This is a genomic window from Pleomorphomonas carboxyditropha, assembly GCF_002770725.1.
GTDB classification, from domain to species: domain Bacteria; phylum Pseudomonadota; class Alphaproteobacteria; order Rhizobiales; family Pleomorphomonadaceae; genus Pleomorphomonas; species Pleomorphomonas carboxyditropha.
Genome location: NZ_NQVN01000005.1, coordinates 83367 through 106518, shown reverse-complemented (window position 1 = coordinate 106518; position 23152 = coordinate 83367). Strand labels below are relative to the sequence as shown.

22 protein-coding genes are annotated in these 23152 nt (G+C 67.4%); 13 read left to right on the top strand and 9 right to left on the bottom strand.

Annotation, left to right across the window (positions count from 1 at the left end):
• Positions 1–213 precede the first annotated feature (213 nt).
• From ubiT to hypB, 6 genes are all read left to right on the top strand, one after another.
• Positions 214–753, top strand: coding sequence for a ubiquinone anaerobic biosynthesis accessory factor UbiT (ubiT, locus tag CJ014_RS10700; RefSeq protein WP_100080471.1), 540 nt, complete (start codon positions 214–216; stop codon positions 751–753).
• Positions 750–1739: a ubiquinone anaerobic biosynthesis protein UbiU gene (ubiU, locus tag CJ014_RS10695; RefSeq protein ID WP_100080470.1), complete on the top strand. Its 990-nt coding sequence runs from the start codon at positions 750–752 to the stop codon at positions 1737–1739. Before ubiT ends, ubiU begins: the two co-directional genes overlap by 4 nt.
• Before the next feature lie 26 nt (positions 1740–1765).
• Entirely contained in the window at positions 1766–2665 is a 900-nt protein-coding gene (ubiV, locus tag CJ014_RS10690) for a ubiquinone anaerobic biosynthesis protein UbiV (RefSeq protein WP_100080469.1), read from the top strand.
• The gene (locus tag CJ014_RS10685; protein WP_100080468.1) at positions 2662–3741 is read left to right on the top strand and encodes an NnrS family protein; all 1080 of its coding nucleotides are present in this window, start codon (positions 2662–2664) and stop codon (positions 3739–3741) included. Before ubiV ends, CJ014_RS10685 begins: the two co-directional genes overlap by 4 nt.
• A gap of 204 nt (positions 3742–3945) precedes the next feature.
• Positions 3946–4602, top strand: coding sequence for a Crp/Fnr family transcriptional regulator (locus tag CJ014_RS10680; protein WP_100080467.1), 657 nt, complete (start codon positions 3946–3948; stop codon positions 4600–4602).
• 25 nt (positions 4603–4627) lie between these two features.
• Positions 4628–5341, top strand: coding sequence for a hydrogenase nickel incorporation protein HypB (hypB, locus tag CJ014_RS10675; RefSeq protein WP_100080466.1), 714 nt, complete (start codon positions 4628–4630; stop codon positions 5339–5341).
• Between the two features lie 152 nt (positions 5342–5493).
• Here the strand turns inward: hypB and hypA are convergent, their stop codons facing one another.
• Positions 5494–5841, bottom strand: coding sequence for a hydrogenase maturation nickel metallochaperone HypA (gene hypA, locus CJ014_RS10670; RefSeq protein WP_100080465.1), 348 nt, complete (start codon positions 5839–5841; stop codon positions 5494–5496).
• Between the two features lie 443 nt (positions 5842–6284).
• On the opposite strand from hypA, the gene CJ014_RS10665 reads away from it, so the two are divergent.
• From CJ014_RS10665 to CJ014_RS10635, 7 genes are all read left to right on the top strand, one after another.
• A complete protein-coding gene (locus CJ014_RS10665; protein ID WP_100080464.1) occupies positions 6285–10079 on the top strand; it encodes a proton-conducting transporter transmembrane domain-containing protein in 3795 nt (1264 codons plus the stop codon).
• Positions 10080–10095: 16 nt separating this feature from the next.
• On the top strand, positions 10096–11055 hold the full coding sequence (locus CJ014_RS10660) for a respiratory chain complex I subunit 1 family protein (RefSeq protein ID WP_100080463.1): 960 nt from the start codon (positions 10096–10098) through the stop codon (positions 11053–11055).
• A gap of 10 nt (positions 11056–11065) precedes the next feature.
• A complete protein-coding gene (locus CJ014_RS10655) occupies positions 11066–11503 on the top strand; it encodes an NADH-quinone oxidoreductase subunit B family protein (protein ID WP_100080462.1) in 438 nt (145 codons plus the stop codon).
• A 14-nt stretch (positions 11504–11517) separates the two neighbouring features.
• Positions 11518–12021 carry a 4Fe-4S binding protein gene (locus CJ014_RS10650; protein ID WP_100080461.1) on the top strand — a complete coding sequence of 168 codons (504 nt, stop codon included), beginning with the start codon at positions 11518–11520 and terminating at the stop codon, positions 12019–12021.
• Positions 12018–12644 (top strand): NADH-quinone oxidoreductase subunit C, encoded by a 627-nt coding sequence (locus CJ014_RS10645; RefSeq protein WP_100080460.1) that lies wholly within the window; start codon positions 12018–12020, stop codon positions 12642–12644. Before CJ014_RS10650 ends, CJ014_RS10645 begins: the two co-directional genes overlap by 4 nt.
• Positions 12641–13741 (top strand): hydrogenase large subunit, encoded by a 1101-nt coding sequence (locus CJ014_RS10640; protein ID WP_100080459.1) that lies wholly within the window; start codon positions 12641–12643, stop codon positions 13739–13741. Before CJ014_RS10645 ends, CJ014_RS10640 begins: the two co-directional genes overlap by 4 nt.
• Positions 13742–13903: 162 nt before the next feature.
• Positions 13904–14101: a 4Fe-4S dicluster domain-containing protein gene (locus tag CJ014_RS10635; RefSeq protein ID WP_100080458.1), complete on the top strand. Its 198-nt coding sequence runs from the start codon at positions 13904–13906 to the stop codon at positions 14099–14101.
• A 96-nt stretch (positions 14102–14197) separates the two neighbouring features.
• Here the strand turns inward: CJ014_RS10635 and CJ014_RS10630 are convergent, their stop codons facing one another.
• The 8 genes from CJ014_RS10630 to CJ014_RS10595 all read right to left on the bottom strand — a co-directional run bounded on the left by CJ014_RS10630 (position 14198) and on the right by CJ014_RS10595 (position 22904).
• Positions 14198–15499 (bottom strand): hypothetical protein, encoded by a 1302-nt coding sequence (locus CJ014_RS10630; RefSeq protein ID WP_100080457.1) that lies wholly within the window; start codon positions 15497–15499, stop codon positions 14198–14200.
• Entirely contained in the window at positions 15496–16512 is a 1017-nt protein-coding gene (locus tag CJ014_RS10625) for a zinc-dependent alcohol dehydrogenase (RefSeq protein ID WP_100080456.1), read from the bottom strand. The genes CJ014_RS10630 and CJ014_RS10625 overlap by 4 nt, the downstream gene beginning before the upstream one ends.
• Before the next feature lie 3 nt (positions 16513–16515).
• Positions 16516–17838 carry a histidinol dehydrogenase gene (gene hisD / locus CJ014_RS10620; RefSeq protein ID WP_100080455.1) on the bottom strand — a complete coding sequence of 441 codons (1323 nt, stop codon included), beginning with the start codon at positions 17836–17838 and terminating at the stop codon, positions 16516–16518.
• 34 nt (positions 17839–17872) lie between these two features.
• Complete coding sequence (locus CJ014_RS10615; protein WP_100080454.1) at positions 17873–18673, bottom strand: ABC transporter permease; 801 nt, start codon at positions 18671–18673, stop codon at positions 17873–17875.
• Positions 18670–19611 carry an ABC transporter permease gene (locus CJ014_RS10610; protein WP_100080453.1) on the bottom strand — a complete coding sequence of 314 codons (942 nt, stop codon included), beginning with the start codon at positions 19609–19611 and terminating at the stop codon, positions 18670–18672. The genes CJ014_RS10615 and CJ014_RS10610 overlap by 4 nt, the downstream gene beginning before the upstream one ends.
• Positions 19612–19684: 73 nt before the next feature.
• Positions 19685–20797, bottom strand: coding sequence for an ABC transporter substrate-binding protein (locus CJ014_RS10605; protein WP_100080452.1), 1113 nt, complete (start codon positions 20795–20797; stop codon positions 19685–19687).
• A gap of 96 nt (positions 20798–20893) precedes the next feature.
• A complete protein-coding gene (locus CJ014_RS10600) occupies positions 20894–22006 on the bottom strand; it encodes an ABC transporter ATP-binding protein (RefSeq protein ID WP_245427251.1) in 1113 nt (370 codons plus the stop codon).
• 124 nt (positions 22007–22130) lie between these two features.
• Positions 22131–22904 carry an SDR family NAD(P)-dependent oxidoreductase gene (locus CJ014_RS10595; RefSeq protein ID WP_100080451.1) on the bottom strand — a complete coding sequence of 258 codons (774 nt, stop codon included), beginning with the start codon at positions 22902–22904 and terminating at the stop codon, positions 22131–22133.
• Between the last annotated feature and the right edge of the window lie 248 nt (positions 22905–23152).

The following is a 23152-nucleotide window of genomic DNA, read 5'->3' as shown; positions in this document are numbered from 1 at the left end:
GATATTTGCCTCGACGAACCCTCTCCCCCCTTGTGGGGGAGAGTTGGAGAGAGGGGTATAAAGCGCCCCGCGTTGCTCATTCTCGCCAGAGACATAACACCCTTTCGCCAATCCGATAGGCTGCCATGCTAAAAAGCGGTACGTCTTTGCGTTATGACAAAAACATGAGCGGCGGACTGTCCTAAGCTCGCCGTCTTCGAAATGGATATTGCGATGGCCGAACATTTCCGGGGCGAATTGCCCAGACTTCTCCGCATCCTGGCGGCGCCGGCCGGTTTCCTGCCGCTCGGACCGGCCCTGACGCTGGCCGTCCGCCGATTCGCCCGCCGCAAGCCGGCCGTCTTCGACCGGCTGGGCGACTATGGCAAATGCTCGTTCCTGATCGAGCCGTCCGACCTCGACATCAGCTTCCTGATGGTGCCCGACGGAACCCGCGCCGAGGTGAAATGCCTGAGGCGCCGGGCCGGCCAGACCGCCGACGTGACGGTGCGCGGCCCGCTCCTCGTGCTCCTCGGCCTGCTCGACGGCACCTTCGACGGCGACGCCCTGTTCTTCAACCGCGCCATCGCCGTATCCGGCCGCACCGACGCGCTGGTGGCCCTCCGCAACGCCATCGAGGACGCCGAGCTGACGCCGGCCGACTTCGTCGGCGCCACCGGTGGCCTCGGCAAGCTGGTCGACCGCTCGGTGATCGGCGGCCTCGGCCTTGCCCGTCGCTTCACCGGCTCGCCCATTCCGGGAGAGCCGTCATGAGCTTGGAACTGGTCTGCCCGGCCGGCACGCCGGCGGCGTTGCGCGCCGCCGTCGAGGCGGGCGCCCATTCGGTCTACTGCGGCTTCCGCGACGAGACCAACGCCCGCAACTTCCCCGGCCTCAACTTCTCGCCCGACGAACTCGTCGAGGGCATCCGTTTCGCCCATGCGCACGGCGCCAAGGTGCTGGTGGCCATCAACACCTTCGCCAAGGCCGGCGCCATGGACGCCTGGAAGGCGGCGCTCGCCAACGCCGAGAAGGCCGGCGCCGACGCGGTGATTCTCGCCGACCTCGCGGTGCTCGACCACGCGGCGACCCATCATCCCGACCTGCGCCTGCACCTTTCCGTCCAGGCCGCCGCCGCGACGCCCGAGGCGATCGCCTTCTATGCCGACACCTTCGGCGTCAAGCGCGTCGTCATGCCGCGCGTCCTCTCCGTGGAGGAGATCGCCAAGCTCAACGCGGCGATCGACGTCGAGACCGAAGCCTTCGTGTTCGGCGGCCTCTGCCCGATGACCGAAGGGCGCTGCTCGCTGTCGTCCTACGCCACCGGCAAGTCGCCCAACCTCACCGGCGTCTGTTCGCCGCCCGAGCACGTCGCCTATTCCGAGGACCGGAACGGCACGGCGACCCGCCTCAACGGCTTCACCATCGACCGCTTCGGCGCCGGCGAGCAGGCCGGCTATCCGACGCTCTGCAAGGGCCGCTTCATGGCCGGCGGCAAGACCTCCTATCTGTTCGAGGACCCGGTCAGCCTCAACGCGGCGAGCCTCATCGCCGCGCTGGCCAAGGCCGGCATCACGGCGCTGAAGATCGAAGGCCGCCAGCGCGGCAAGGGCTACGTCACGGAAGTGGTCCGCACCTTCCGCGCCGCCGTCGAGGCGATCGACGCCGGCGGCACCGAGGTCGAGGTCGGGCGTCTGCTCGCCGGCCTCGTCGAGGGCGGCCGCCAGACCTCGGGCGCCTACAAGAAGGCCTGGCGCTGATGCCCGGAACAGAAAAGTCGATTGAGATGACCAAGACCGGCCTCACCCTCGGCCCCGTTCTCTTCAACTGGTCGGCCGACCGCCTGCGCGATTTCTACGCCCGCATCGCCGACGAGGCGGAGGTCGACCGCGTCCATCTCGGCGAGGTGGTCTGCGGCAAGCGACAGCCTTTCACCGATGGCCTGTGGCCGGAGCTGATCGAGCGCCTTCAGGCGGCCGGCAAGCAGGTCGTGCTGTCGACGCTCGCCCTCCCCTACAATCCGCGCGAGCGCAAGGCGGTCATCGACTTCTGCCGGGCCGGCGAACTCGCCGAGATCAACGACCTCACCGCCCTGCCGACCGTTGCCGGCAAGCCGTTCGTGGTCGGCCCGTTCGTCAACGTCTACAACGAAGGCGCCGCCCGCTTCCTGGCCGGCCGCGGCGCCACCGGCATCTGCCTGCCGGTGGAGCTGCCGATCGCCTCGGTCGCGATCATTGCCGCCGCGTTGCCCGAGGTGGAATTCGAGCTGTTCGCCTTCGGCCGCCTGCCGCTGGCGCTGTCCGGCCGCTGCTATCACGCCCGCCTGCACGGCCTGCACAAGGACGGCTGCCAGTTCGTCTGCGACCGCGATCCGGACGGCCTGCCCGTCGACACGCTGGACGGCCAGCGCTTCCTGGCCATCAACGGCATCCAGACGCTGTCGAACGGCGTCGAGGCCTTCTGCCCGACGCCGGACGATCTCGCCAGGCTCGGCGTCCGCCGCCTGCGGCTCTCGCCGCACACCACCGACATGGTTGCGGTCAGCCGCCTCTACCGGGCGCTGCTCGACGGCCGGGCCGACCGGGCCGAGACGCTCGCCGCGCTGAAGGCGCTCGACCTCCCCGGCGAACTCGTCGACGGCTTCACGCGCGGTCAGCCGGGGAGCGCCCGCGTGGAAATGGCATGACGAGGCCCGACCCGTTCCGCGTCGCCTTCGTGCTGGCGGCGCTGACGGCGCTCCGGGCGATCGGCCCGGGGATCGGCGACATCGCCACCCATCCGAACGAGCTGATCTTCGGCTTCTTCGGCATCCAGTTGTTCGGCTTCCTGACCGTGGCGCTGCCGCGCTGGATCGGCAAGCCGATCACCCCGGCGCCGGTGCTCTGGGCGGTGCTCGCCGCCCACGCCGCCGCCTTTCTCTGGGGCTGCGTCGGCCTCGAGATGGGCGGTGTGCTGCGCGCCCTGGCGACGCTGTCCGGCGTCGCGCTGCTGCTCTCCACCACCCCGTCCGGCAAGACGGCGGAGACGCTGCCGATTCTCGGCCTCGCCGCGCTGCATGCGCTGATCGGCATCGCCGCCTTCCTGCACGGCTGGTCCGGCGCCACCATGGCCGGCCTCGCCGTCATCGTGCTGATCTGCATCGAGGTGTCGAACCGCATCGGCGTCGCCGTGCTGGCGGTGGCCCGCGAGCGCGCCGGCTATCCGAAGCTGACGCCCGTCCCGGCCCTCATCGCCCTGCCGCAGCGCGCCTTCACCGTTCTGGCGCTCGCCCTCTGGGGGCTCGGCTGGAACGCCGGCTGGCCGGCGCTCGCCGCCTTCCTGTTCGGCATGGCCTGGCTCGTCCATATCCAGCCCTGGCGCATCAGGCCCTATGCCGGCTGCGTCATCCTGGCGGTCGGCCTCCTGTGGAAACGTGTCGCCTTTCTCCTGCTGGCGCTGATGGATCTCGGCGTCGCCGGCATCTCGCCCTTCGCCGTCATCCACGCCTTCGCGGTCGGCGGCCTCGCGACGCTGGCCATCGGCATCGCCACCTCCATCGTCCGCAAGAAGGACAAGCGATCGCTGATGCCGTCGCTGCTCGCCGACGTCATCTACGTGGCGATCGCCGGCGCCGCCGTCGCCCGGGTCGGCGCCGCCCTGGATTTCGAGTTCTACGACAGGCTGATTCCGCTGGCCCGCTGGAGCTGGGCCATCGCCTTCCTGGGCTACATCCTGTTCACCCTGCGCGGGGCCGTCCGGCCGCCAATCGCGACCAAAGTATAAGTCGGCCGGAAGTGCGAAGACCTTGCGACACTTACCATGCAAATATGGCAACCCAGACCATAAAAAACCAACGTCTTGAAGGATATAGCCAAACTTGAAAAGTTGACCCGCTTTGGCCTATTCTCATTAACAACGAACACGTAATTTCCCATATGATAAACTGACCCGAAGCGAACACTTCAAGCCGGTACCCCTGGAAAGCCGATGCACACCGACAATCCGCTGAGCGCCATCATCGAACGTCTCCTGAAGGATGGCCACGGCCGCCTGTTCAGCCAGCGTTCGATGCGCGCCGGCCAGATCGTCTATGGCGGCGACGAAACTGCCGACGGCGACCTCTTGATCGTCCGGTCCGGCCGGCTGCGCTGCTTCACCTCCTTCGAGGGCAAGGAGCTGACGCTCTATTTGCTCGAGGCCGGCGACGCCATCTACCTGCACGGCGGCGCCATGCTGGAGGTGCGCACCGCCGCCGACGTCGTGCTCGCCTCGCCCGCCGTCCTGCGCCAGCTGGTGCTCGCCGAGCCGGAACTGGCGCTCGCCGTGCTGCCGGCCCTCGACCGCCTGGCGCAGAAGTCGATCCGCATGATCGAGGACATCGCCTTCCACGGCGTCAAGCATCGCCTCATCCGCGTGCTCTGCGACACCGCCGACCGGATCGGCCGTCCGGCCGAGGAAGGCATCGTCATCGACCACCTGCCCAACGCCGAGGATTTCGCCATGCAGATCGGCGCCACGCGGCAGTCGGTCTCCACCGTCATCGCCGAGCTGGTGCGCTCGGGCATCCTCTACCGCTTCGGCGGCGGCTCGATGGTGATCTCCGATCTCGGCCGCCTGCGCCGCGAGCTCGCCGACGTCCGCTGACCGCCCTTTTCTGGAGTTCCATCCCATGTGCAGCGCCTGCGGCTGCGGCGACAAGACCGCCACCACCACCATTCCCGTCGTCGAGAACCTCCTGTCGGAGAACGACCGGATCGCCGCCCACGTCCGCGAGCATCTCGACGCCCACGGCGTGCTGTCGATCAACCTGATGTCGTCGCCCGGCTCGGGCAAGACGCAGCTTCTCGAGGCGACCATCGCCGCGCTGCCCAAGGGCATCCGCGTCGCCGTCGTCGAGGGCGATCTCGAGACCGAGAACGACGCCGACCGCATCCGCCGCCACGGCGTGCCGGCGGTGCAGATCACCACCGGCGTCACCTGTCATCTCGACGCGGTGATGATCCAGGACGCGCTGCACGTGCTCGACCTCGACGACATCGACGTGCTGTTCGTCGAGAATGTCGGCAACCTCGTCTGCCCCGCCGACTTCGACGTCGGCCAGCATCACGACGTGGTGCTGCTGTCGGTGACCGAGGGCGACGACAAGCCCGACAAGTATCCGGTGATCTTCCGCAAGGCCGAGCTGGTGCTGATCACCAAGACCGACCTGCTGCCGGCCATCGAGGAATTCTCGACCGAGCGCGCCCGCGCCGCCGTCGGCCGCGTCCATGGCCCCGGCCCGGTCATCGAAGTGTCGGCCAAGAAGGGCGCCGGCCTCGATGCCTGGACGCAATGGATCGTCGACCGCCTCGCCGAGCGGCGGCAGGCGCTGGGCCGCTCCTGACCGGCGCTCAGAGACCGTTTCGAAATTCGCTCCGGGGAGTCGGCTGGCGCGGCTTTCGAGAACCGGAGCGGAGCGAACTTCCTGTTCGTGAGCACCGGAAGCACAGAAAGTCGAGCTGGACGACCGCCGGAGTAGAATTTCCAAACGGTCTCTCAGGTCTTCGCCGCTTCGAAGCTCTCGATGTAGAGTTCGCGTCCTGTCAGCACGTCGGCATCCGAGCCGCCGCAGCCCGAGCAGACGAAGCGGTATTTCTCCACCTCGAATACGGTGCCGCAGGTCCGGCATTTCGCGGTCACGCCGACCTCGTCGATATCGAGCCGCGCACCCTCGGCCAGCGTGCCTTCGGCGAATATCTCGAAGGCCAGGCGGATCTGCCGGCTGTCGATGCCGCGCAGCTTGCCGATCTTCAGACGCACGGCGACGACCCGGTCGACGCCGTTCTGCCGGGCATGCTCGGTTAGGATGCGCATCAGCCCCTCGACCACCGCCGTTTCGTGCATCGCCTATTCCTTTCGGGTGCCGTTTGTTCTCTATCCCATTCGCGGGCGTAGAGGAAATACTTGGCCACGAAAGGGCGGTTTTTGCGCCGCTTTCTGCAAATCGCTCGCAACTAGCGGGAATCCCTTGGATTCTGCATGGCCGGGATGCACAAAGCTGTATCGGACATACTACTTAGAAAATCGGCCGAAACGGACGGCTAAATCCTTTAGAAAGTTCCCCCGCCGAGGCTCCGCATGGACACCGTTCAGGCGTATACGACTGATTTTTCATGACTTTATAGCCTCATAATAACATGAATGTAAAAATCATTTTTACTTCCAATACCAAAGCATCGTCGTCGTGCGAATGCGTATATGTCGGCTAGCCGACATACCCTAGTGGATGCTCCGATTAACGTCATCCATGACAGCCAAGATGCATGTCTGCGGAAGGATCTCCTCTCATGCTCTCCCTCACTCAGATCGACCCGATGGCGCTGGCCTGGATGGGCGCGATCTTCCTGTTCTTCGGCGAAGTCGCCGCCCTCATGAGTCTGCCGAGCCTGGTGCGCGTGGTCGTCTGGTCGACCATCGCCGAGATCGGCTACATCCTGATCGGTATCGGCCTCGGCGGTGAAGCCGGCCTGACCGGCGCCTACATGCATTTCGGCTATCAGATCATCATGCGCGGCCTCGTCGTCGCCGCCGGCTGGTACATCATCCGCCGCACCGGCTCGTCGCGCCTCGACGACCTCGCCGGCTCCGGCCACCGCATGCCGGTCGCCGCGACGCTGTTCGGCTTCGGCATGTTCTCGGTGATGGGCCTGTCGCCGTTCAAGGGATCCTTCTCCAAGTTCCTGGTGCTCTACGCCGCCATCGAGCAGGGCCACTGGGCCATCGCGCTCGTCGGCACCGCCGCCTCGATCGTCGCCGCCTACTATTACCTGGTGGTGATCCAGCGCGTCTGCCTCGAGCATCCGGCGCGCCGCGTCGAGCTCAAAGACGCGCCGGCTCTCGCCCTGCCGATCGCCTGGGCGCTCGCCGCCGTCACCGCGCTGATCTCGGTGTTCCCGCTGCCCTTCCAGCACGCGGCGGAAGCGCTGGCCGGCGCCGCCAGCGGCGTGCCCGAATTCGAGTCGCCTTGGGCGCTGCTTGTCCTCGTTCCCTATATCGGCGGTTTCGCGATCTACGGCCTCGGCCACGTCTCGACCCGCGCCCGCGACATCGGCGCCGTGATCCTCGCCGTCGCGACGCTGGCCCTGGTGGTGTTCGATACGAGCCTCGATCCGGCCTCGCGCGTCTTCGCGCTGGTATTCGCCGGCATCACCGCCGTGATGATCGTCTACTCGGTCGGCTACATGGCCCGCGCCGAGTGGACCAACCGCTACTATTTCTTCGCCTTCCTGATGATCGGCTCGCTGCTCGGCCTCACCACCGCGCACGAGATGGGCAACTTCTACGTCTACTGGGAACTGATGACCTGGACCTCCTACTTCCTGGTCATCCACGAGCAGAACCAGAAGTCGCTGCGCGCCGGCCTCATCTATTTCATGATGTGCGCCTCCGGCGCCTACCTGATGCACTTCGGCATCCTGCTGACGCACGCCGAGATCGGCTCGTTCGAGTTCGCGGCGCTGGCCGACAAGGTCGGCACCATCTCGCCGGTCGCCGGCCTCGTCATCGCGCTGTGCTTCTTCGCCGGCTTCGCGGTGAAGGCGGGCGTCTGGCCGGTGCATAGCTGGCTGCCGATCGCCCATCCGGCGGCGCCGTCGTCGATCTCCGGTCCGCTGTCCGGCATCCTGACCAAGGCCGGCGTGTTCGGCCTCGTCAAGGTGCTGTTCATCGTCATCGGCGTGCCGGCGCTCTCCACCTTCACCGGCTGGGGCCTCAGCCTCGAGGTGGTGCTGATCGGCCTCGGCCTGATCACGCTGCTCTACGGCGAGATCCGCGCCCTGTTCGAGACCGAGATCAAGCGGATGCTGGCCTTCTCGACGCTCGCCCAGGTCGGCGAGATCGTCGCGGTGCTCGGCATCGGCACGGCGCTCGCCACCGACGCCAGCCTCTTGCACGTCACCAACCACGCGGTGATGAAGACGCTGCTGTTCTTCGCCGCCGGCGCCTTCATCATGCAGACCGGCCGGCGCAACATCGCCGACCTCGCCGGCGTCGGCCGCGTCATGCCGTTCACCGCCGGCTGCTACGCGCTCGCCACCGTGTCGATCATGGGCCTGCCGCCCTTCTCGGGCTTCGTCTCGAAGTTCCTGATGGTCTACGCGGCGGCCGAGGCCGGCCACTATGAAGTGGCCATCGGCCTGCTGGTCGGCGGCATCATCGCCGTCGTCTACTATCTCCGCGTCGTCGGCATGCTGTTCTTCCGTCCGTGGAAGGGCGAGGCCGGCGTCAAGGAAGCGCCGCTTCCCATGCTGATCGCCGTCGGCGTCCTCGCCGCCGCCATCATCTTCGGCGGTTTCGTACCGTCCTTCCAGCTCGACCTCGTCGGTGCCGTCGGCGCCGAGGTGGCTGCCCGCGGCGGTCTTGCCGCAGCGGCGCTGCCGTCGCTGGTCATGAGCTGGACGCTGCCCGCCACCATCGCCTTCCTCGGCGCCGTGGCGGTCTGGCTCGTCGGCCGCAAGTCGGTCGAGCAGGCCGGCTGGCTCGCCGTGGCGGTGCTGGTCGCCGCCTTCCTGGCGGTGATCTTCACCGCGCCGGCCTACGACACGCTGTCCTTCTGGTTCGCGGTGCTGATCGCCGGCGTCGGCGCGCTCAACATGCTGCACGCCACCGCCTATCTCGCCCACAACCACGCCCAGCCGCGTTTCTTCGCCGCCTTCGGCATCATGATCGCCGGCCTCTTGGGCATGACGGCGGCGAAAGACATCTTCACCTTCTTCGGCTTCTGGGAGCTGATGTCGAGCTGGGCGCTGTGGGCCGCCATCATCCACGAGGAGAACGACGAGGCGCGGAGGGAAGGCTTCAAGTACTTCTTCTTCAACACCATCGGCGCCTCCTTCATGTTCCTGGGCGTCGCGGCGCTCGCCGCCCATGCCGGCACCTTCGATCTCGTCGAGATCGGCCAGAAGGCGCTCGACATGCCGCTCGCCACGCTGGCCATCGGCATCATCCCGGTGTTCATCGGCCTCGTCATGAAGGCCGCCATGCTGCCCGTCCGCATCGACGTGCAGATGCACCCGGCCCTCGCGCCGACGCCGGTCTCCGGCTACATCTCGGCGGTGCTGCTGAAGTCGGGTCCGTGGGGCGTCTTGAAGCTGTTCAGCCTGTTCGGCGGCAGCGCGGTGTTCCTGCGCCTCGGCGGCGAGATCGGCGGCGTTCCGGCGCTGATCGACATCATCGCCGTCATCGCCGGCATCACCGTCGTCTACGCCGGCGCCATGGCGGTGGTTCAGAACGGCATCAAGCTCCTGCTGATCTACTCCACCGTCAGCCAGCTCGGCTACGTGCTGATGGCGCTCTGCCTCGGCACCTCGCTCGGCGTCGCCGGCGGCCTGTTCCACTTCGTCAATCACATGTTCCTGAAGGACACGCTGTTCCTGGTGGCCGGCGCCGTCATGGTCAAGAGCCATGCCAGCCAGCTCGACGAACTGGGTGGCCTCGGCCGCAAGATGCCGATCACCTTCGGCTTCTTCCTGTTCGCCGGCCTGTCGCTGGCCGGCGTGCCGCCGCTCAACGGCTTCTCCTCGAAGTGGATGATCTTCTCCGCGGCCTTCGAGAGCGGCCATTGGGCGCTCGGCGCCGGCGCCATGCTGTCGTCGCTGTTCACGCTGGCCGCCGTGCTGAAGTTCGCCCACGCCGCCTTCATGGGCGCGCCGACGCAGAAGGCCCTCGCGGCCGAGGAAGCGCCGCTGTCCATGCTGCTGCCGATGGGCGTGCTGGTGGGAGCGAGCGTGCTGCTCGGCTTCTTCCCGGGCCTCGCCCTGGTGCCGATCGCCAAGATGCAGACCGAACTCGGCCTCACCCCGATCGACGCCTCGATCTTCGGCCCGCTGCCGGGCGCCGGTGGCTGGAGCCCGCTCGCCCTCAGCCTCCTGGTGTTGATCGTCGCGGCGGTATTCATCCCCTGGATGCGTCTCGCCCACCGCGGCGTCCAGAAGAGCGGCCTGCACTTCGCCGGCGCCACACCCGACGACTTCCGTCCGGAAGCCGGCGGCCGTGTCGGCACCGCCAACCTGTTCGAGTCCCCGACCGCTGCCATCCGCGGCCTCCTGGCGGGCAAGCCCGCCAAGGCCAACGAGCAGCACTGACGGGGGAGGAGAGAAAATGTCCAACCAGATCGCTATCTTGCTGGCGGTGCTCCTCTTCCCAGGTGGAGTGTTCGCCCTCGTGTTCGGCCTTGCCATGAAGGGTGTCGACCGCCGCGTCGCCGCCCGCCTGCAGAGCCGCGTCGGCCCGCCGTTGCTGCAGCCGTTCTTCGACATCGTCAAGCTCGGCTTCAAGCGCACCATGGTGCCGGCCGCCGCCAACGAGACGGTGTTCCTCTACACGCCGCTGGTCGGCGTCGTCTCGATGCTGATCGCCGCCGCCCTGGTGCCGATCACCTCGGTCTATGCGCCGGATGCCGCCATCGGCAACCTCCTGGTGCTGCTCTACCTGCTGATGATCCCCGGCATCGTGCTGATGATCGCCGGCTCGGCCTCCGGCTCGCCCTACGGCGCCATCGGCTTCTCGCGCGAGATGGCCCTGATGATCGCCTACGAGGGCCCGCTGGTGCTGATCGCCGCCGCCGTCGCCATCCGCACCGGCTTGGGGCTCGGCGGCTGGGCCACCTTCTCGCTGAACGACATCATCGCCTACCAGCAGGCCCACGGCTCCTTCCTGTTCGACCCGGTGATGTGGCCGGCGGTCGCCGCCTTCTGCTTCTTCTATCCGGCCAACCTCGGCATCGTGCCCTTCGACATTCCGGAGGCCGAGACCGAAGTGCTGGAAGGCCCGCTGCTCGAATACTCGGGCCCGGTGCTGGCGCTGTTCAAGATCATGTCGGCGCTGAAGAAGGTGGTGGTGCTCAGCCTGGGCATCGCCCTGTTCTTCCCGGCGGCGCCGGCCGGCATCGTCGGCGGCTTCCTGGTGTGGCTGATCAAGATGGCGGTGCTGATGCTGGTCGGCATCACCGCGGTCCGCCTGTCCATGGGCCGCATGCGCATCGACCAGGCCTTCGTGTTTTTCCTGAAGTGGCCCCTGCTGCTCGCCGTGGCGAGCCTTGCGGTCGTCGTCGTGGTCTGAGGAGGGCTAGATGGGCCTGATACCCGATTTCAAGAAGATCGCCACGCGCTCGCCCTGGATCTACCGGATCAACGCCGGCTCCTGCAACGGCTGCGACGTGGAGATGGCAACCACCGCGCTGATTCCCCGCTATGACATCGAGCGTCTCGGCTGCCAGTACTGCGGCAGCCCCAAGCACGCCGACATCGTGCTGATCTCCGGTCCGCTCACCGTCCGCGTCAAGGATGCCGTGCTGCGCATGTACGAGGAGATCCCCGACCCGAAGGTGACGGTGGCGGTCGGCGTCTGTCCGATCTCCGGCGGCATCTTCCGCGAGAGCTACGCCGTGCTGGCGCCGATCGACCAGTACATTCCGATCGACGTCAACGTGCCCGGCTGTCCGCCCCGGCCGCAGGCGATCATCGCCGGCGTCGCCAAGGCCATCGAAATCTGGCGCGAGCGTCTCTGAGGAAAGGTCCCAAGATGAACTTCCTGACGATTTTCGCCCGCAACCTGAAGCAGGGCCCTCAGACCGAGGCCTTCCCTCTGGGACCGGCCTTCACGCCCGAGCGTCTGCGCGGCCGCATCGAGTTCAACGCCGACCATTGCGAGGGCTGCCGCATCTGCGAGCGCGTCTGCCCGGCCAATGCCATCCGCTTCGCCAAAACGCCCGACGGCATGACCTTCGACTGCTGGCACAACACCTGCGTGTTCTGCGGCAATTGCGAATTCTATTGCCCGACGGACGCCATCCATCAGACCAACGACTGGGACCTCTCCCACGTCAACGCCGACAAATTCGACATGGTGGAGCACGGCCTGATTCCCAACCAGAAGTGCGTCGAGTGTGGCGCCACCGCGCTGAATACGGCGCCGGTGATCAAGAATGCCAAGCCGCCGCTCAGCGCCGAGGAATATACTGAGCTGCGCGCGCGCTGCCCCAAGTGCCGCGCCAAGTATCTCAAGAACCGGAAGGTCCCAGCATGAGCCGCCTACCGCAAGACCTGGAAGCCCGCCTCACCGCCGCGGCCCCGGCCGGCGTTGAGTTCTCGGCCGAAACCGACCAGTACGGCGTCACCGTCGCCTGGCTGGGCCTAGCCAGCGCCGCCGATCTGTCGCCGGTCGCCACCCTTCTCAAGGAGATGGGCGCGCGCCTCTCGATGATCACCTGCGCCCAGCCCTCCGCTCCCGAAGAGGAGGAGGAAGACGAGGACGAGGATGATGAGGACGGCGAGGAGAAGGCCGAGACCGAGCCCAAGGAGACGCCGAAGTCGTTCGGTGGCACGCCGCTCGACGGCACCTCCTACGAGATCGACTATCACTTCGACATCGCCGGCGACGCCCTGACCGTCATCGCCTACGTGCCGCAGGGCGGCAGCATCGCCTCGCTGACGCCGCTGTTCCGCAATGCCGACTGGCACGAGCGCGAGATGATGGAGCTCTACGCCGTCAAGGTGACCGACCATCCCGATCCGCGCCGCCTGTTCCTCGACGCCTCGGTCGACGGCGCCGTTCTCGAGCGGCTGATTCCGTTCTCGACGCTGGTCAACGCCGCCAGCACCAAGGGCCTGTGGGAACGCCTCCTCGCCGGAAAGAAGGGTGCAGCATGAGCACGCACAACGTACCCGAGACCTTCAGCATTCCCGTCGGCCCGCTGCATGTGGCCCTCGAGGAGCCGATGTACTTCAAGATCGACGTGCAGGGCGAGACCGTCAGCCACATCGACATCAACGCCGGTCACGCCCACCGCGGCATCGAGTACCTGACCACCAAGCGGACGATGTACCAGAACGTGGTGCTGACCGAGCGTATCTGCTCGCTGTGCTCCAACAGCCATCCGCAGACCTTCGCCATGGCGGCCGAGAAGATCGCCGGCATCGAGGTGCCCGAGCGCGGCATTTATCTGCGCACCGTCGCCGACGAAATGAAGCGCGTCACCTCGCACCTGTTCAACGTGGCGCTCCTGGTGCACCTCGTCGGCTACGAGACCTACTTCATGCACATGATGCAGGTGCGCGAGATCGGCCAGGACATGCTGGAGTCGATCTTCGGCAACCGTCAGGACATCGGCGCCATGTGCATCGGCGGCGTCCGTTACGACCTCGACGACAAGTCGATCGCCTACATCAAGGGCGCCCTCGACAAGATCGAGGCCGAGACCAAGGACATCATCAAGACCTTCAAGACCAACGGCTCCATCCTGCGCCGCACCAAGGGCGTGGGCGTGCTCACCCATGCCGAGGCCATCACCTGCGGCGTCGTCGGCCCGGTGGCCCGCGCCTCCGGCGTCGACTATGACGTGCGCCGCGAAGCGCCGTATGCCGCCTACGACCGGCTGCCGCTGGTGGTGCACTCGCTGACCGACGGCGACGTCTGGTCGCGCGCCATGGTCCGTCTCGAGGAGATCCTGACCTCGATCGACCTGCTGCGCGTCTGCCTGCGCGATCTGCCCGGCGGCCCGGTCAACATCAACGACCGCCCGGACATCCCGCCCGGACAGGCGGTGACCCGCAGCGAGGCGCCGCGCGGCGAGGTGATCTACTACCTCCGCACCAACGACACCCCGCAGCCCGAGCGCGTCAAGTGGCGCGTGCCGACCTTCATGAACTGGGACAGCCTGCGCTTCATGCTGCAGGACGCCAAGGTCGCGGACATCGCCATGATCGTCAACAGCATCGACCCCTGCCTTTCCTGCACGGAACGCTGAGGACGGTCATCCGGAAAGTTGCAGACTTTTCGGACGGCGCAAATGCGCGAAAACTGGAGCCAGAGCAAGGGCGCGAACCACTTGCTCCGGCGACCTGGGATCGGAGCCGCACATAAAACGGACAGCCGCGGCCCCGTTGGACAACCAAGAGGAGTGACACCCATGGCCTATATGATCGACACCGACACCTGCACCTCCTGCGGCGCTTGCGAAGACGAATGCCCCAACAAGGCGATCAGCCACAAGGGCAAGGTCTATTCGATTAACGCCAAGAAGTGCACCGAGTGCGAAGGCCACTTCGACACGCAGCAGTGCGCCGAAGTCTGCCCGTCGGGCTCGTGCATGCCGGCTGCCGCCTGAGGCTGACAGCTTTTCGGAAGGCGCCGCCGCGACCGGCGCCTTCCTGCCAAATCGAGGGAGCGGACGCCCACCGGCGCCGCTCCCTTTGCTTTGCGCCTACCGATCCGGATCGATGGCGTCGAGAAAGGCGGTGATGTCGTCTTCGCCCATGTCCGGCTCGCTGCCAGCCATGACGGAGACCGCAAAGGCGATGGCCGAGGACGTCTCGGTATGCGTCGCCGCGCCGGCCCTCAGATTCATCACCAGCGTCGGGCAGAGGAACAGCGCCAGGCGAATCACCTGCCGCCAGTCGGCCGGCAGCAGGCCGCGCGCCTTGAGCGTGGAAAGCAGCGGCTTCCACACCAGCTCCGCCTTGGCGGCGAGAAGCGCCCGCCGCACCGGCGTCGGCGCCCAGTCGGTATCGATGGCGAGGATGCCGTCGCCGGGCCGCGCCGAGGCCGAAAACCGCCGCGTCGCCTCGGCCGGATCGTAGAGCCAGAGCGGGTGGGCGAACACGTTGTGGAAGGTGGCCTTCACCTCGGCGATCAGCGCCGGCACATGCGCGCCGGCAAAGGCCGGATCGTAGAAGCTGAGCGCCGGTTCGTCCGCCCCCCGACCGTACCAGACATTGGCGTTGTGGGCGTCGCCATGCGCCACCACGCCGCCGGCATCGGCGAGCAGATCCGGCCGCAGCCGCGCGCCGGCCGCCGCGAACAACTCGCCGATCGTCCGGCGGTAGGCCCGGCCGTTGACCACGATGCGCCGAGCCGCGAAATCGTCCCAGTCGAGTTCGGCGCCCGGCAGGCGCACCGTCTTGCCGAGATAGAAGCCGGCAAGCCGGCCGCCGGAAAAGCGCCGGCCGGGCATGTCGACCAGGCGGTCGTGGAACAGGCGGTGGATCGGCTCGGCCGCCGCCTCGCTCACGGTGACCGGATGCAGGCTGTCGAGATAGACGCGCGCGATCGCCGCATCGAGACCGCGTTCGGCGGCGACCGCATCCGCCTCGCCGGCGAGGTCGCGCCGGCCTTCGAGGCCGGCGATATCGAGCGCCCGCAGCACATCGGAAAAGCGGGGATCGGAGCGACGGCGGTAGACCAGCACCTGCTCGCCCGGCAGGTTGGAAACGAACACCGGCATGTCCACCGGCAGGCCGGCCCGGGCGAGGATGTCGGCGCGATAATATTCGCCGGTCATCGCCTCCTCACCGTCCTCCTGATGGAACTTGAAGAAATAGTCGGCGCCGCCGGCCGAGAAGAAGCCGTTCAGCGAGTTGAGGCTGTACTGGTCGCGGTTGATGGCGACGCCCTCGGCCGAGAGGCCGAACAGGTCGGCGAACAGCGCCGCCAGCGCGGCGACGGCCGCGCCCTCGTCCGTCGCGGCGAGACGCCGGATCTCGGCGGTGCGGCTCGGTGAGGTCATGCTCGCCTCGGCTGGATGATCGTCTTGAGGCCAACCGACCGGCCGGCCAGAAGGCGCTCGTAAGCGGCCGGCACGCCGTCGAGATCGATGGTCTCGTCGACCAGCGCCAGCAGACGATGCTGAAGCGCCGGCATCAGCGCCACCGCCTGCGGCAACTCGTCGGTAAAGGCGTGGCAGCCGGCGAGCGTGATCTCCCGCTCGACCAGCCGCACCGGATCGACGGCCAGGCTGCCGTGGCCAATGCCGACCAGCGCCAAGATACCGCCCGGCGCAACGAGATCGACCAGCGTGCCGATCACGCCGGGATGACCGGTGGCGTCCAGCGCGGCCAGCAGCGGCGCGCCGCCAAGCACCCCGGCAACGGCTTCCGCCGTGAGCTCGGTGATCCGGGCACCCGTCACCTCGGCGACGCGTCCGGCCCGAGCGGCGTTGCGGTCGGCAACGAACAAAGGCCCATCATGCCGTTCGGACAGCAGCAGCGCCGCGAGGCCGCCGATCGGTCCGCAGCCGGCGATCAGCACCGGCGATCCTGCCGGAGCGGCAAGGCGCCTGACCGCATGCAGCGCCACGGCCAACGGCTCGGCCATGGCCAGCGCCGCCGCATCGGCATCGTCGGGCGCCTTGATGAGCAGCGAGGCCGGCAGCACCGCTTCCTCGGCAAAGCCGCCGTCGCAGACCTCGCCGACGAAGCCGAGCTTTTCGCAGACGTTCGGACGGCCATCGCGGCAAGCGGCGCAGACGCCGCAGGTGACGCGCGAATCGGCCACCACCGCATCGCCCAACGCCAAGCCATCGACGCCTTCGCCGAGTGCCGCCACCCTGCCGGCGAACTCATGCCCGGCCACCGACGGCGACCGGCTGATCCAGGCGCCGGTGCGGAAGTTGTGAAGGTCGGAGCCGCAGATGCCGGCCGCCGTCACGGTCAGCCGCACTTCGCCGGCCCGTGGGGCCGGTGGCGGCGCGATATCCTCGACCCTGAGGTCGCCGGCGGCATAGAGGCGGACGGCCTTCATCGCTCAGCCCTTGAGATAGGCGTCGCGCACCGCCGACACCGCATGCTCGTGCGACGAGAAGCCCTCGTAGCGGGCGAGCACCCGGGCGGTATGCGCCAGCTCCGGATAGGCGGACGCCGTGACATAGCCGACCGACGACCGCTTGACGAAGTCGAACACCGACAGCGGTCCCCAGGTGCGCGCCCAGCGGCTGGTCGGCAGCACGGCGTTGGGGCCGAGGCCGAAATTGGCGATGGAGACCGGCGTATAGGGACCCATCAGGATCTCCGCCGCCTCGGTGATCTTGCCGAGATGGGCGTAGGGGTCGGTGGAGAGGATCTCCAGATGCTCCGGCGCATAGGCGTTGACGAAGGCATGGCTCTCCTCGACCGACGAGGTCAGGATGATGCCGCCGAAGGCGCCGCCCAGCACCTTCTTCGAGAACTCGACGCGCTGCGGCGTCATGCGCGCCCAATGCTCGGGCAGCGCGGCCAGCGCCTCCTCGGCGACGCGGCGCGAATGGGTGACGATATAGGCCGACGAATCCGGGCCATGCTCGGCCTCGATCAGCACGTCGAGGGCGGCGAGACCGCCATGCACCGTATCGTCGGCGAAAATGATCGCTTCCGATGGCCCGGCCGGCAAGCCGGCGTCGATGACGCCGGAGAGAAGGCGCTTGGCCGCCACCACCCACGGGCTGCCGGGGCCGACGATCTTCAACGCCGGCTTCACCGTCTCGGTGCCGAAGGCGACGGCGGCCACAGCCTGCGCGCCGCCGACCTTGTAGACCGTCTCGACGCCGGCGAGACGGGCGGCGACCAGCGTCGCCGCGTCGACCGAACCATCGGGCGTCGGCGGCGTGACGATGGCCAGCTTCGGCACGCCGGCCACCACCGCCGGCACCGCCGTCATCATGGTCACCGACGGGAAGGCGCCCTTGCCGCGCGGAATGTAGAGCGCCACCGACTTGATCGGCGTCACCCGGTCGCCGGCGAAGGCGCCGGGGCGGATCTCCTTCAGCCACATCGCCTCCGGCTTCTGCTCTTCGTGGAAGCGGCGGATATTGTCGATGCCGTAGCGGATCGCCTCCACCACCTCCGGCTCGACGGCCTTGAAGGCGGCATCGAACTCGGCCTCGCTCGCCTTCAGCGCGCCGGGCTTGACCTCCGACTTGTCGAGGTCGCGGGCAAAGCGATGGAGCGCCGCGTCGCCTTCCGTCTTCACCGCCTCGATGATCGGCCCGACCTTGTCGAGGAAGAAGGTGAGGTCGGTTTCCGAGCGCTTGAGCAGGGCCGCGCGGCCCGCCGCGTCGAGCTTGGCATAGTCGTGGAAGGAAACGTCGGTCATGGTTGCGATCCTCGGAAGGGCGCTTGGCGCGCACTCATTTCGATTTCAGGAAAATGTCCAGCCCGACCAGCCAGTCGAGCAGCGCGATGGCGATGGCGGCGACGGCGATGAACACCACGGAGATGGCGGCGAGGTCGGGGGTGATGATGGAGCGGATGGAATTGTAGATCTGCACCGGCAGCGTGACGATGCGCGCGTCGACCAGCAGCAGCGACACCAGGAACTCGTTGAGCGCCAGGATGAACATCAGGAGCGCGCCGGTGATGATGCCGGGCGTCACCGCCGGCACCGTCACCGCCAGGAAGGTGGACAGCGGCGGCGCGCCGCAGTTGGCGGCGGCCAGCTCCAGATCCGGGTCGAGGCTGGCGGCGCTGGCCGTCACCGCCCAGATCATGAACGGCAGGTTGATCACCGCGCAGGCGATGCCCACCGGCCAGAGCTGGCCTAGCAGCCCCCACTTGCCGAAGATCAGCATCAGGCCGATGCCCGAGCCGATCAGCGGCACGGTGAACGGCAGCAGCAGGTAGACCTGCACGCCCCAGGCGAAGCGCACGCGATATTTCGCCAGCGCGATGCCGGCCAGCGTTCCGGTGGGGATGGAGATCGCCGTGCAGATGGTGGCGACGATCACCGAGCGCAGGAAGGCGTCGCGCAGGTCGGTGGCGCCGGCGATCGCCGCGTACCACTTGAGCGACAGGCCCTCGGGCGGAAAGGTGATCATGTTGCCGGCCGTGAACGAGGCGCCCAGCACCACCAGCGTCGGCGCCGACAGCATGACCAGCGCGATGGTGACGAAGGTCCAGAGCGTCACGGCCTTGGAACGGTCGCCCTTCATTTCGACCTCCCCATGGCCAGCGTGCCGGCCCCGAACAGCGCGAACACCACGCCGACCATCATCGAGCCGACGGCCACCAGGAGCAGCGCCAGCGTTGCGCCCATGCCCTGATCGGAGGTCCGGAAGAACTGGTCGTAGATGGCGTTGGCGATGAAGTCCTGCGAGCCGCCGCCGAGGATGGCCGGGATGGCGAAATCGGTGAGCGACAGCGTCAGCACCACCAGGCCGGCGCCGATGAAGCCCGGCTTGGCGAGCGGCAGCACCACGTGGAGGAAGGTCCTCACCCAGTTGGCGCCGAGCGAACCGGCCGCCGATTCCATCTCCTCGGGTATTGCTGTGAGCGCCGGCGCCAGCATCAGCACGGCGAACGGCAGCATGTACTGCACGAGGCCGAACAGCACCGCCGGATAATTATAGAGGAGGCGTATCGGCGATACGCCGACCAGGCCGAGCGCCTCGTTGACCATGCCCTGCGAGCCAAGAATGATCAGCCAGCCGTAGGCGCGCACCACCTGGCCGATGAAGAACGGCAGGAACAGGGCGATCAGCAGGAACTTGCGCAAGGCGGCCGAGCGGGTGCGCACCATGACGTAGGAATAGGGAAAGGCGAGAAAGAGCGTGATCGCCGTGACGATCAGCGAACCGATCAGGCTGCGGCTCGCCACCGTGAAGAACAGCCTCTCGGTGAAGGCGCGGTGATAGTTCGCCAGCGAATAATCGTCGGACGGCAGGAAGGTCGCCGTATCCAGCGTCCGGAACGAACCATCGGCCATGTCCCAGAGGCCGAGAACCAGCAGCCCGACCAGCACGACGGCCGGCAACAGCATCAGCCAGGGCACGGCCGCCGAGAAGCTGCGCGGCCAGACGGCGGCGGCGATCGCTTCGAGGGCGTCCATCAGTCGCCAGGACAGGGGATAGGATGTGCGGCTCGGGCGCATTGTTCAGGCTAGTTTTCTCGAAAGGCGGTCCGCCGCTTCGGAGCGGCGGACCCTGATGAAACAGGAAGGGCGATCAGCCCTGCATGATTTCCTTGAACTTGCCGAACCACTCGCTCTCGTGCTCGACCTGCACCTTGGAGGAGATGCGGATCAGCTTGCCGAAGTCGGCTTCGGTGGTCGGGTAGGACGGGTCGCCGACGAGGTCGGCCGGCGGCGTGACGCCCGGCACCACGCCCGGCAGGCCGAGGCCGTCGAGCCAGACTTGCTGCGCTTCCTTGGTGATGGCGAAGTTGATGTACTGCTTGGCCCAGTAGAGTTCGTTCTCCGGCAGGCCCTTGGGAATCCACAGGCCGTCGGTGTCGTATTTGGCGCCCTCTTCCGGCACCGTCCAGGCGATGTCGACGCCGTTGGCCTTGGCTTCGCGGGCATTGGTGGAGATGGTGCAGGCCGCGTCGATCTCGCCCTTCTGGAACCAGGCGGTGAAGTCCGGGTCCTCGCCGAGCAGCGGTGCCTGTTCCTTGATCTTGGCGATGAAGTCCCAGGCCGGCTGCATGTTGTCGGGGATGTCCTCGAGCTTGCCGCCGCCGGCCACCTGCGCCGGGAAATGGAAGCCGATGCCGTCGTTGTAGAGGGCGATGCGGCCCTTGAACTTCGGGTCGAGCAGGTCCTTCCACGACTTCGGCGCGCCGTCCGGGAAGGCGCCCGGACGATAGGCCAGCACGTAGACGTAGCCGTAGGTGTTGACGATCGGATAGCCGTCGAGGCCGACCGGCTTGGCGAGTTCGGTCACGCCCGCCAGGTTGGAAAGGTCGGACAGGTCTTCGGTCACGCCGCGCAGCGCCGACTTGGTGGCGTTGGTGGTCGTGTCCCAGTTGACGTGGATCGGCGGCACGCGCTTTTGCGCCGCGGCGGCCCACAGCTTGGGCTGGATCTCGTTGTCCTCGGTGAGGTCGTGACGGACGGCGATGCCGGTCGCCTTGGTGAAGGGGTCGGAGACGCCCTTCTTCAGGCTGTCGACCCAGGAACCGCCCCAGGCGCGGACGATGATTTCCTTGGGCTTCTCCGGCTCGGCGGCGAAGGCGCGGCCGAACGGCATGCCGACGAGGCCGGCGGCGCCGGCAAGGCCGACGTCCTGCAGGAAACGGCGACGGCCGAAATTGAAGGGAGGCTTGGTCGATCCAGTCATTGTCGTTCTCCTCTGGCTCTGTTTCTTTTTTTCCCGCATCGGATCGCCCGAAGACCGGCTTCCATTTTGCGGTCCGATGCTTACGCGCCGGTCGGCTCAATCCCCGAAGACCAGCACATCCTTCACGTTCCATCCCAGCGCAACCGCCGATCCGACGTCGTGCTGGCTATGGGCCACGGGGTCATGGTCGAAGACGCGGAGCGTCGCTTCGCCGAGATCGGCCACCGCCACCTCGTAGACGACGCGCTCGCCCTCGAAGATGGCGTCGGTGACCGTGCCGTCGACCACGGTATCGACGTCGCCCAGCGCCTCGCGGCCACCGGCGATGCGGATCTGCTCGGCCCGGAGCGCCCCGCGAGCGGAGGCACCGGCCGTCGGGCGGAATCCGTTGCCAGTCCGGCCGGCGAAACCGGCACGCTCGAAGGCGATCCGCTCGCCGTCGACGCTCGCCACAGTGCCCTCGATGAAGTTGGTGACGCCGATGAAATTGGCGACGAAGGCGTTGTTCGGCTGGCGGTAGGTGGCTTCCGGCCGCGCCTTCTGCTGGATGCGGCCGTGGTCCATGACGATGATCTCGTCGGACACCACCAGCGCCTCGCGCTGGTCGTGGGTGACGTTGATGGTGGTGACGTCGAGCTCGCGCTGGATGCGGCGGAATTCGAGCTGCATCTCCTCGCGCAGCTTGCGGTCCAGCGCCGCCAGCGGCTCGTCGAGCAGCAACAGGTCCGGCTCGAACACCAGGGCGCGGGCGATGGCGACGCGCTGCTGCTGGCCGCCGGAAAGCTCGTGGATGCGGCGGTCGCCGAGCCTGCCGAGCTTGACGAGGTCGAGATACCGCTGCACCCGGTCGGGGATGGTGCGCGCGTCGAAGCGGCGCATGCGCAAGGGGAAGGCGACGTTCTCGGCCGCCGTCATGTGCGGGAACAGCGCGAGCTTCTGGAACACCATGCCGATCGACCGCCTGTGCGGCGGCACGCTGCCGACGGCAAGGCCGTTGATGAACACCTCGCCGGAGGTCGGCTTGCCGAAGCCGGCGATCATCCGGAGCAGCGTCGTCTTGCCCGAGCCCGACGGGCCGAGAATGGTGAGGAACCGCCCCCTTTCCAGGTCGAACGTGGCGTCGCGCACCGCGTGCACGCCGTCGAACACCATGTTGACGTCGCGGACCGACACCGCGAACGGCGTGCCGGCTGCTATCGTTTCCGTCATCCCCTTACTCTCTGACTCTCGAATTCGCCGCGCTTCCGATCCCCTGCCGTCCGGAGGCGCCGCAGTACCATATACATCTCTAGACAGGTCGTCACCCGCCGTCCGAGGTATTTTTAAGCATGCCTCAAATTGAGGCAAGATAGCCGCCATCCACCGGAATGCACTGGCCGGTGACGTAGGCGGAGGCGTCGGAAGTGAGGAAGATCACCGTGCCGGCCAGGTCGCCGAGCGCCCCGAAGCGACCGAGCGGAATCTTGCCGAGCATCGAGGTCTGCCAGCCATCGTCGCGGTAGAAAACGTCGGTCATCGCCGTGCGGAAATAGCCGGGCGCCACGGCGTTGACGCGGATGCCGAGGCCGGCCCATTCGGTGGCCAGCGCGTGCGTCATGCCGACAATGCCGGCCTTCGACGAGCCGTAGGGCACGGCGGTCGGCACGCCGACATAGCTGGTCAGCGAGGCGAGGTTGACGATGGCGCCGCCCCGCCCGGCGGCTTGCATCTGCCGTGCCGCCGCCTGCGCCACGAAGAAGGCGCCCTTGAGGTTGGTGTCGACCACCCGGTCCCACACCTCCTCCTCGATGTCGAGCGACGGCGTCACTTCCTCGTAGCCGGCGTTGTTGACGAGGATGTCGAGCCCGCCGAGCCCGTTGGCAGCCTTCTCGACGACCGACCGGCTGCCGGCGACATCGCGCACGTCGTGAGCGAGCGGCACGGCGCGCCGGCCGAGCGCCGCGATGGCGGCAACGGTTTCCTCGAGCGACGCCGCGTCGCGGGCGGTTATCGCGACGTCGGCACCCGCGCCGGCCAGCGCCTCGGCAAGCGCCCGGCCGATGCCCCGGCTCGCCCCGGTCACCAGCGCCCTGCGGCCTTCGAGACTGAAGAGAGCGAGCGGCGGCATGCGGGGAACTCCGGCAAAAACAGGACTTTCCGGCCCTTCTGGAGCAGCCGGACGATGCGGCCGGCAATGCAGCATTTCCGGGCTATGATGTCCATAGAGGTAATACCGATTTTCGATGGCCCATTCGGATTTCGCGCGGCTGTCTTGCGCAAGCCGGCTGCCGTCTCCCATGATGCCCTTGCCAATGGCTTGCATCACCATCGAGGTTGTCTATACATATGGGAACGACATCCACCTCAGGTACCGAC

What these genes read in the sequence shown, in the direction of transcription:
- ubiT (WP_100080471.1), top strand. Translation starts at nt 214, where the DNA reads ATGGCCGAACATTTCCGGGGCGAATTGCCCAGACTTCTCCGCATCCTG.
- ubiU (WP_100080470.1), top strand. Translation starts at nt 750, where the DNA reads ATGAGCTTGGAACTGGTCTGCCCGGCCGGCACGCCGGCGGCGTTGCGC.
- ubiV (WP_100080469.1), top strand. Translation starts at nt 1,766, where the DNA reads ATGACCAAGACCGGCCTCACCCTCGGCCCCGTTCTCTTCAACTGGTCG.
- CJ014_RS10685 (WP_100080468.1), top strand. Translation starts at nt 2,662, where the DNA reads ATGACGAGGCCCGACCCGTTCCGCGTCGCCTTCGTGCTGGCGGCGCTG.
- CJ014_RS10680 (WP_100080467.1), top strand. Translation starts at nt 3,946, where the DNA reads ATGCACACCGACAATCCGCTGAGCGCCATCATCGAACGTCTCCTGAAG.
- hypB (WP_100080466.1), top strand. Translation starts at nt 4,628, where the DNA reads ATGTGCAGCGCCTGCGGCTGCGGCGACAAGACCGCCACCACCACCATT.
- hypA (WP_100080465.1), bottom strand. Translation starts at nt 5,841, where the DNA reads ATGCACGAAACGGCGGTGGTCGAGGGGCTGATGCGCATCCTAACCGAG.
- CJ014_RS10665 (WP_100080464.1), top strand. Translation starts at nt 6,285, where the DNA reads ATGCTCTCCCTCACTCAGATCGACCCGATGGCGCTGGCCTGGATGGGC.
- CJ014_RS10660 (WP_100080463.1), top strand. Translation starts at nt 10,096, where the DNA reads ATGTCCAACCAGATCGCTATCTTGCTGGCGGTGCTCCTCTTCCCAGGT.
- CJ014_RS10655 (WP_100080462.1), top strand. Translation starts at nt 11,066, where the DNA reads ATGGGCCTGATACCCGATTTCAAGAAGATCGCCACGCGCTCGCCCTGG.
- CJ014_RS10650 (WP_100080461.1), top strand. Translation starts at nt 11,518, where the DNA reads ATGAACTTCCTGACGATTTTCGCCCGCAACCTGAAGCAGGGCCCTCAG.
- CJ014_RS10645 (WP_100080460.1), top strand. Translation starts at nt 12,018, where the DNA reads ATGAGCCGCCTACCGCAAGACCTGGAAGCCCGCCTCACCGCCGCGGCC.
- CJ014_RS10640 (WP_100080459.1), top strand. Translation starts at nt 12,641, where the DNA reads ATGAGCACGCACAACGTACCCGAGACCTTCAGCATTCCCGTCGGCCCG.
- CJ014_RS10635 (WP_100080458.1), top strand. Translation starts at nt 13,904, where the DNA reads ATGGCCTATATGATCGACACCGACACCTGCACCTCCTGCGGCGCTTGC.
- CJ014_RS10630 (WP_100080457.1), bottom strand. Translation starts at nt 15,499, where the DNA reads ATGACCTCACCGAGCCGCACCGCCGAGATCCGGCGTCTCGCCGCGACG.
- CJ014_RS10625 (WP_100080456.1), bottom strand. Translation starts at nt 16,512, where the DNA reads ATGAAGGCCGTCCGCCTCTATGCCGCCGGCGACCTCAGGGTCGAGGAT.
- hisD (WP_100080455.1), bottom strand. Translation starts at nt 17,838, where the DNA reads ATGACCGACGTTTCCTTCCACGACTATGCCAAGCTCGACGCGGCGGGC.
- CJ014_RS10615 (WP_100080454.1), bottom strand. Translation starts at nt 18,673, where the DNA reads ATGAAGGGCGACCGTTCCAAGGCCGTGACGCTCTGGACCTTCGTCACC.
- CJ014_RS10610 (WP_100080453.1), bottom strand. Translation starts at nt 19,611, where the DNA reads ATGCGCCCGAGCCGCACATCCTATCCCCTGTCCTGGCGACTGATGGAC.
- CJ014_RS10605 (WP_100080452.1), bottom strand. Translation starts at nt 20,797, where the DNA reads ATGACTGGATCGACCAAGCCTCCCTTCAATTTCGGCCGTCGCCGTTTC.
- CJ014_RS10600 (WP_245427251.1), bottom strand. Translation starts at nt 22,006, where the DNA reads ATGACGGAAACGATAGCAGCCGGCACGCCGTTCGCGGTGTCGGTCCGC.
- CJ014_RS10595 (WP_100080451.1), bottom strand. Translation starts at nt 22,904, where the DNA reads ATGCCGCCGCTCGCTCTCTTCAGTCTCGAAGGCCGCAGGGCGCTGGTG.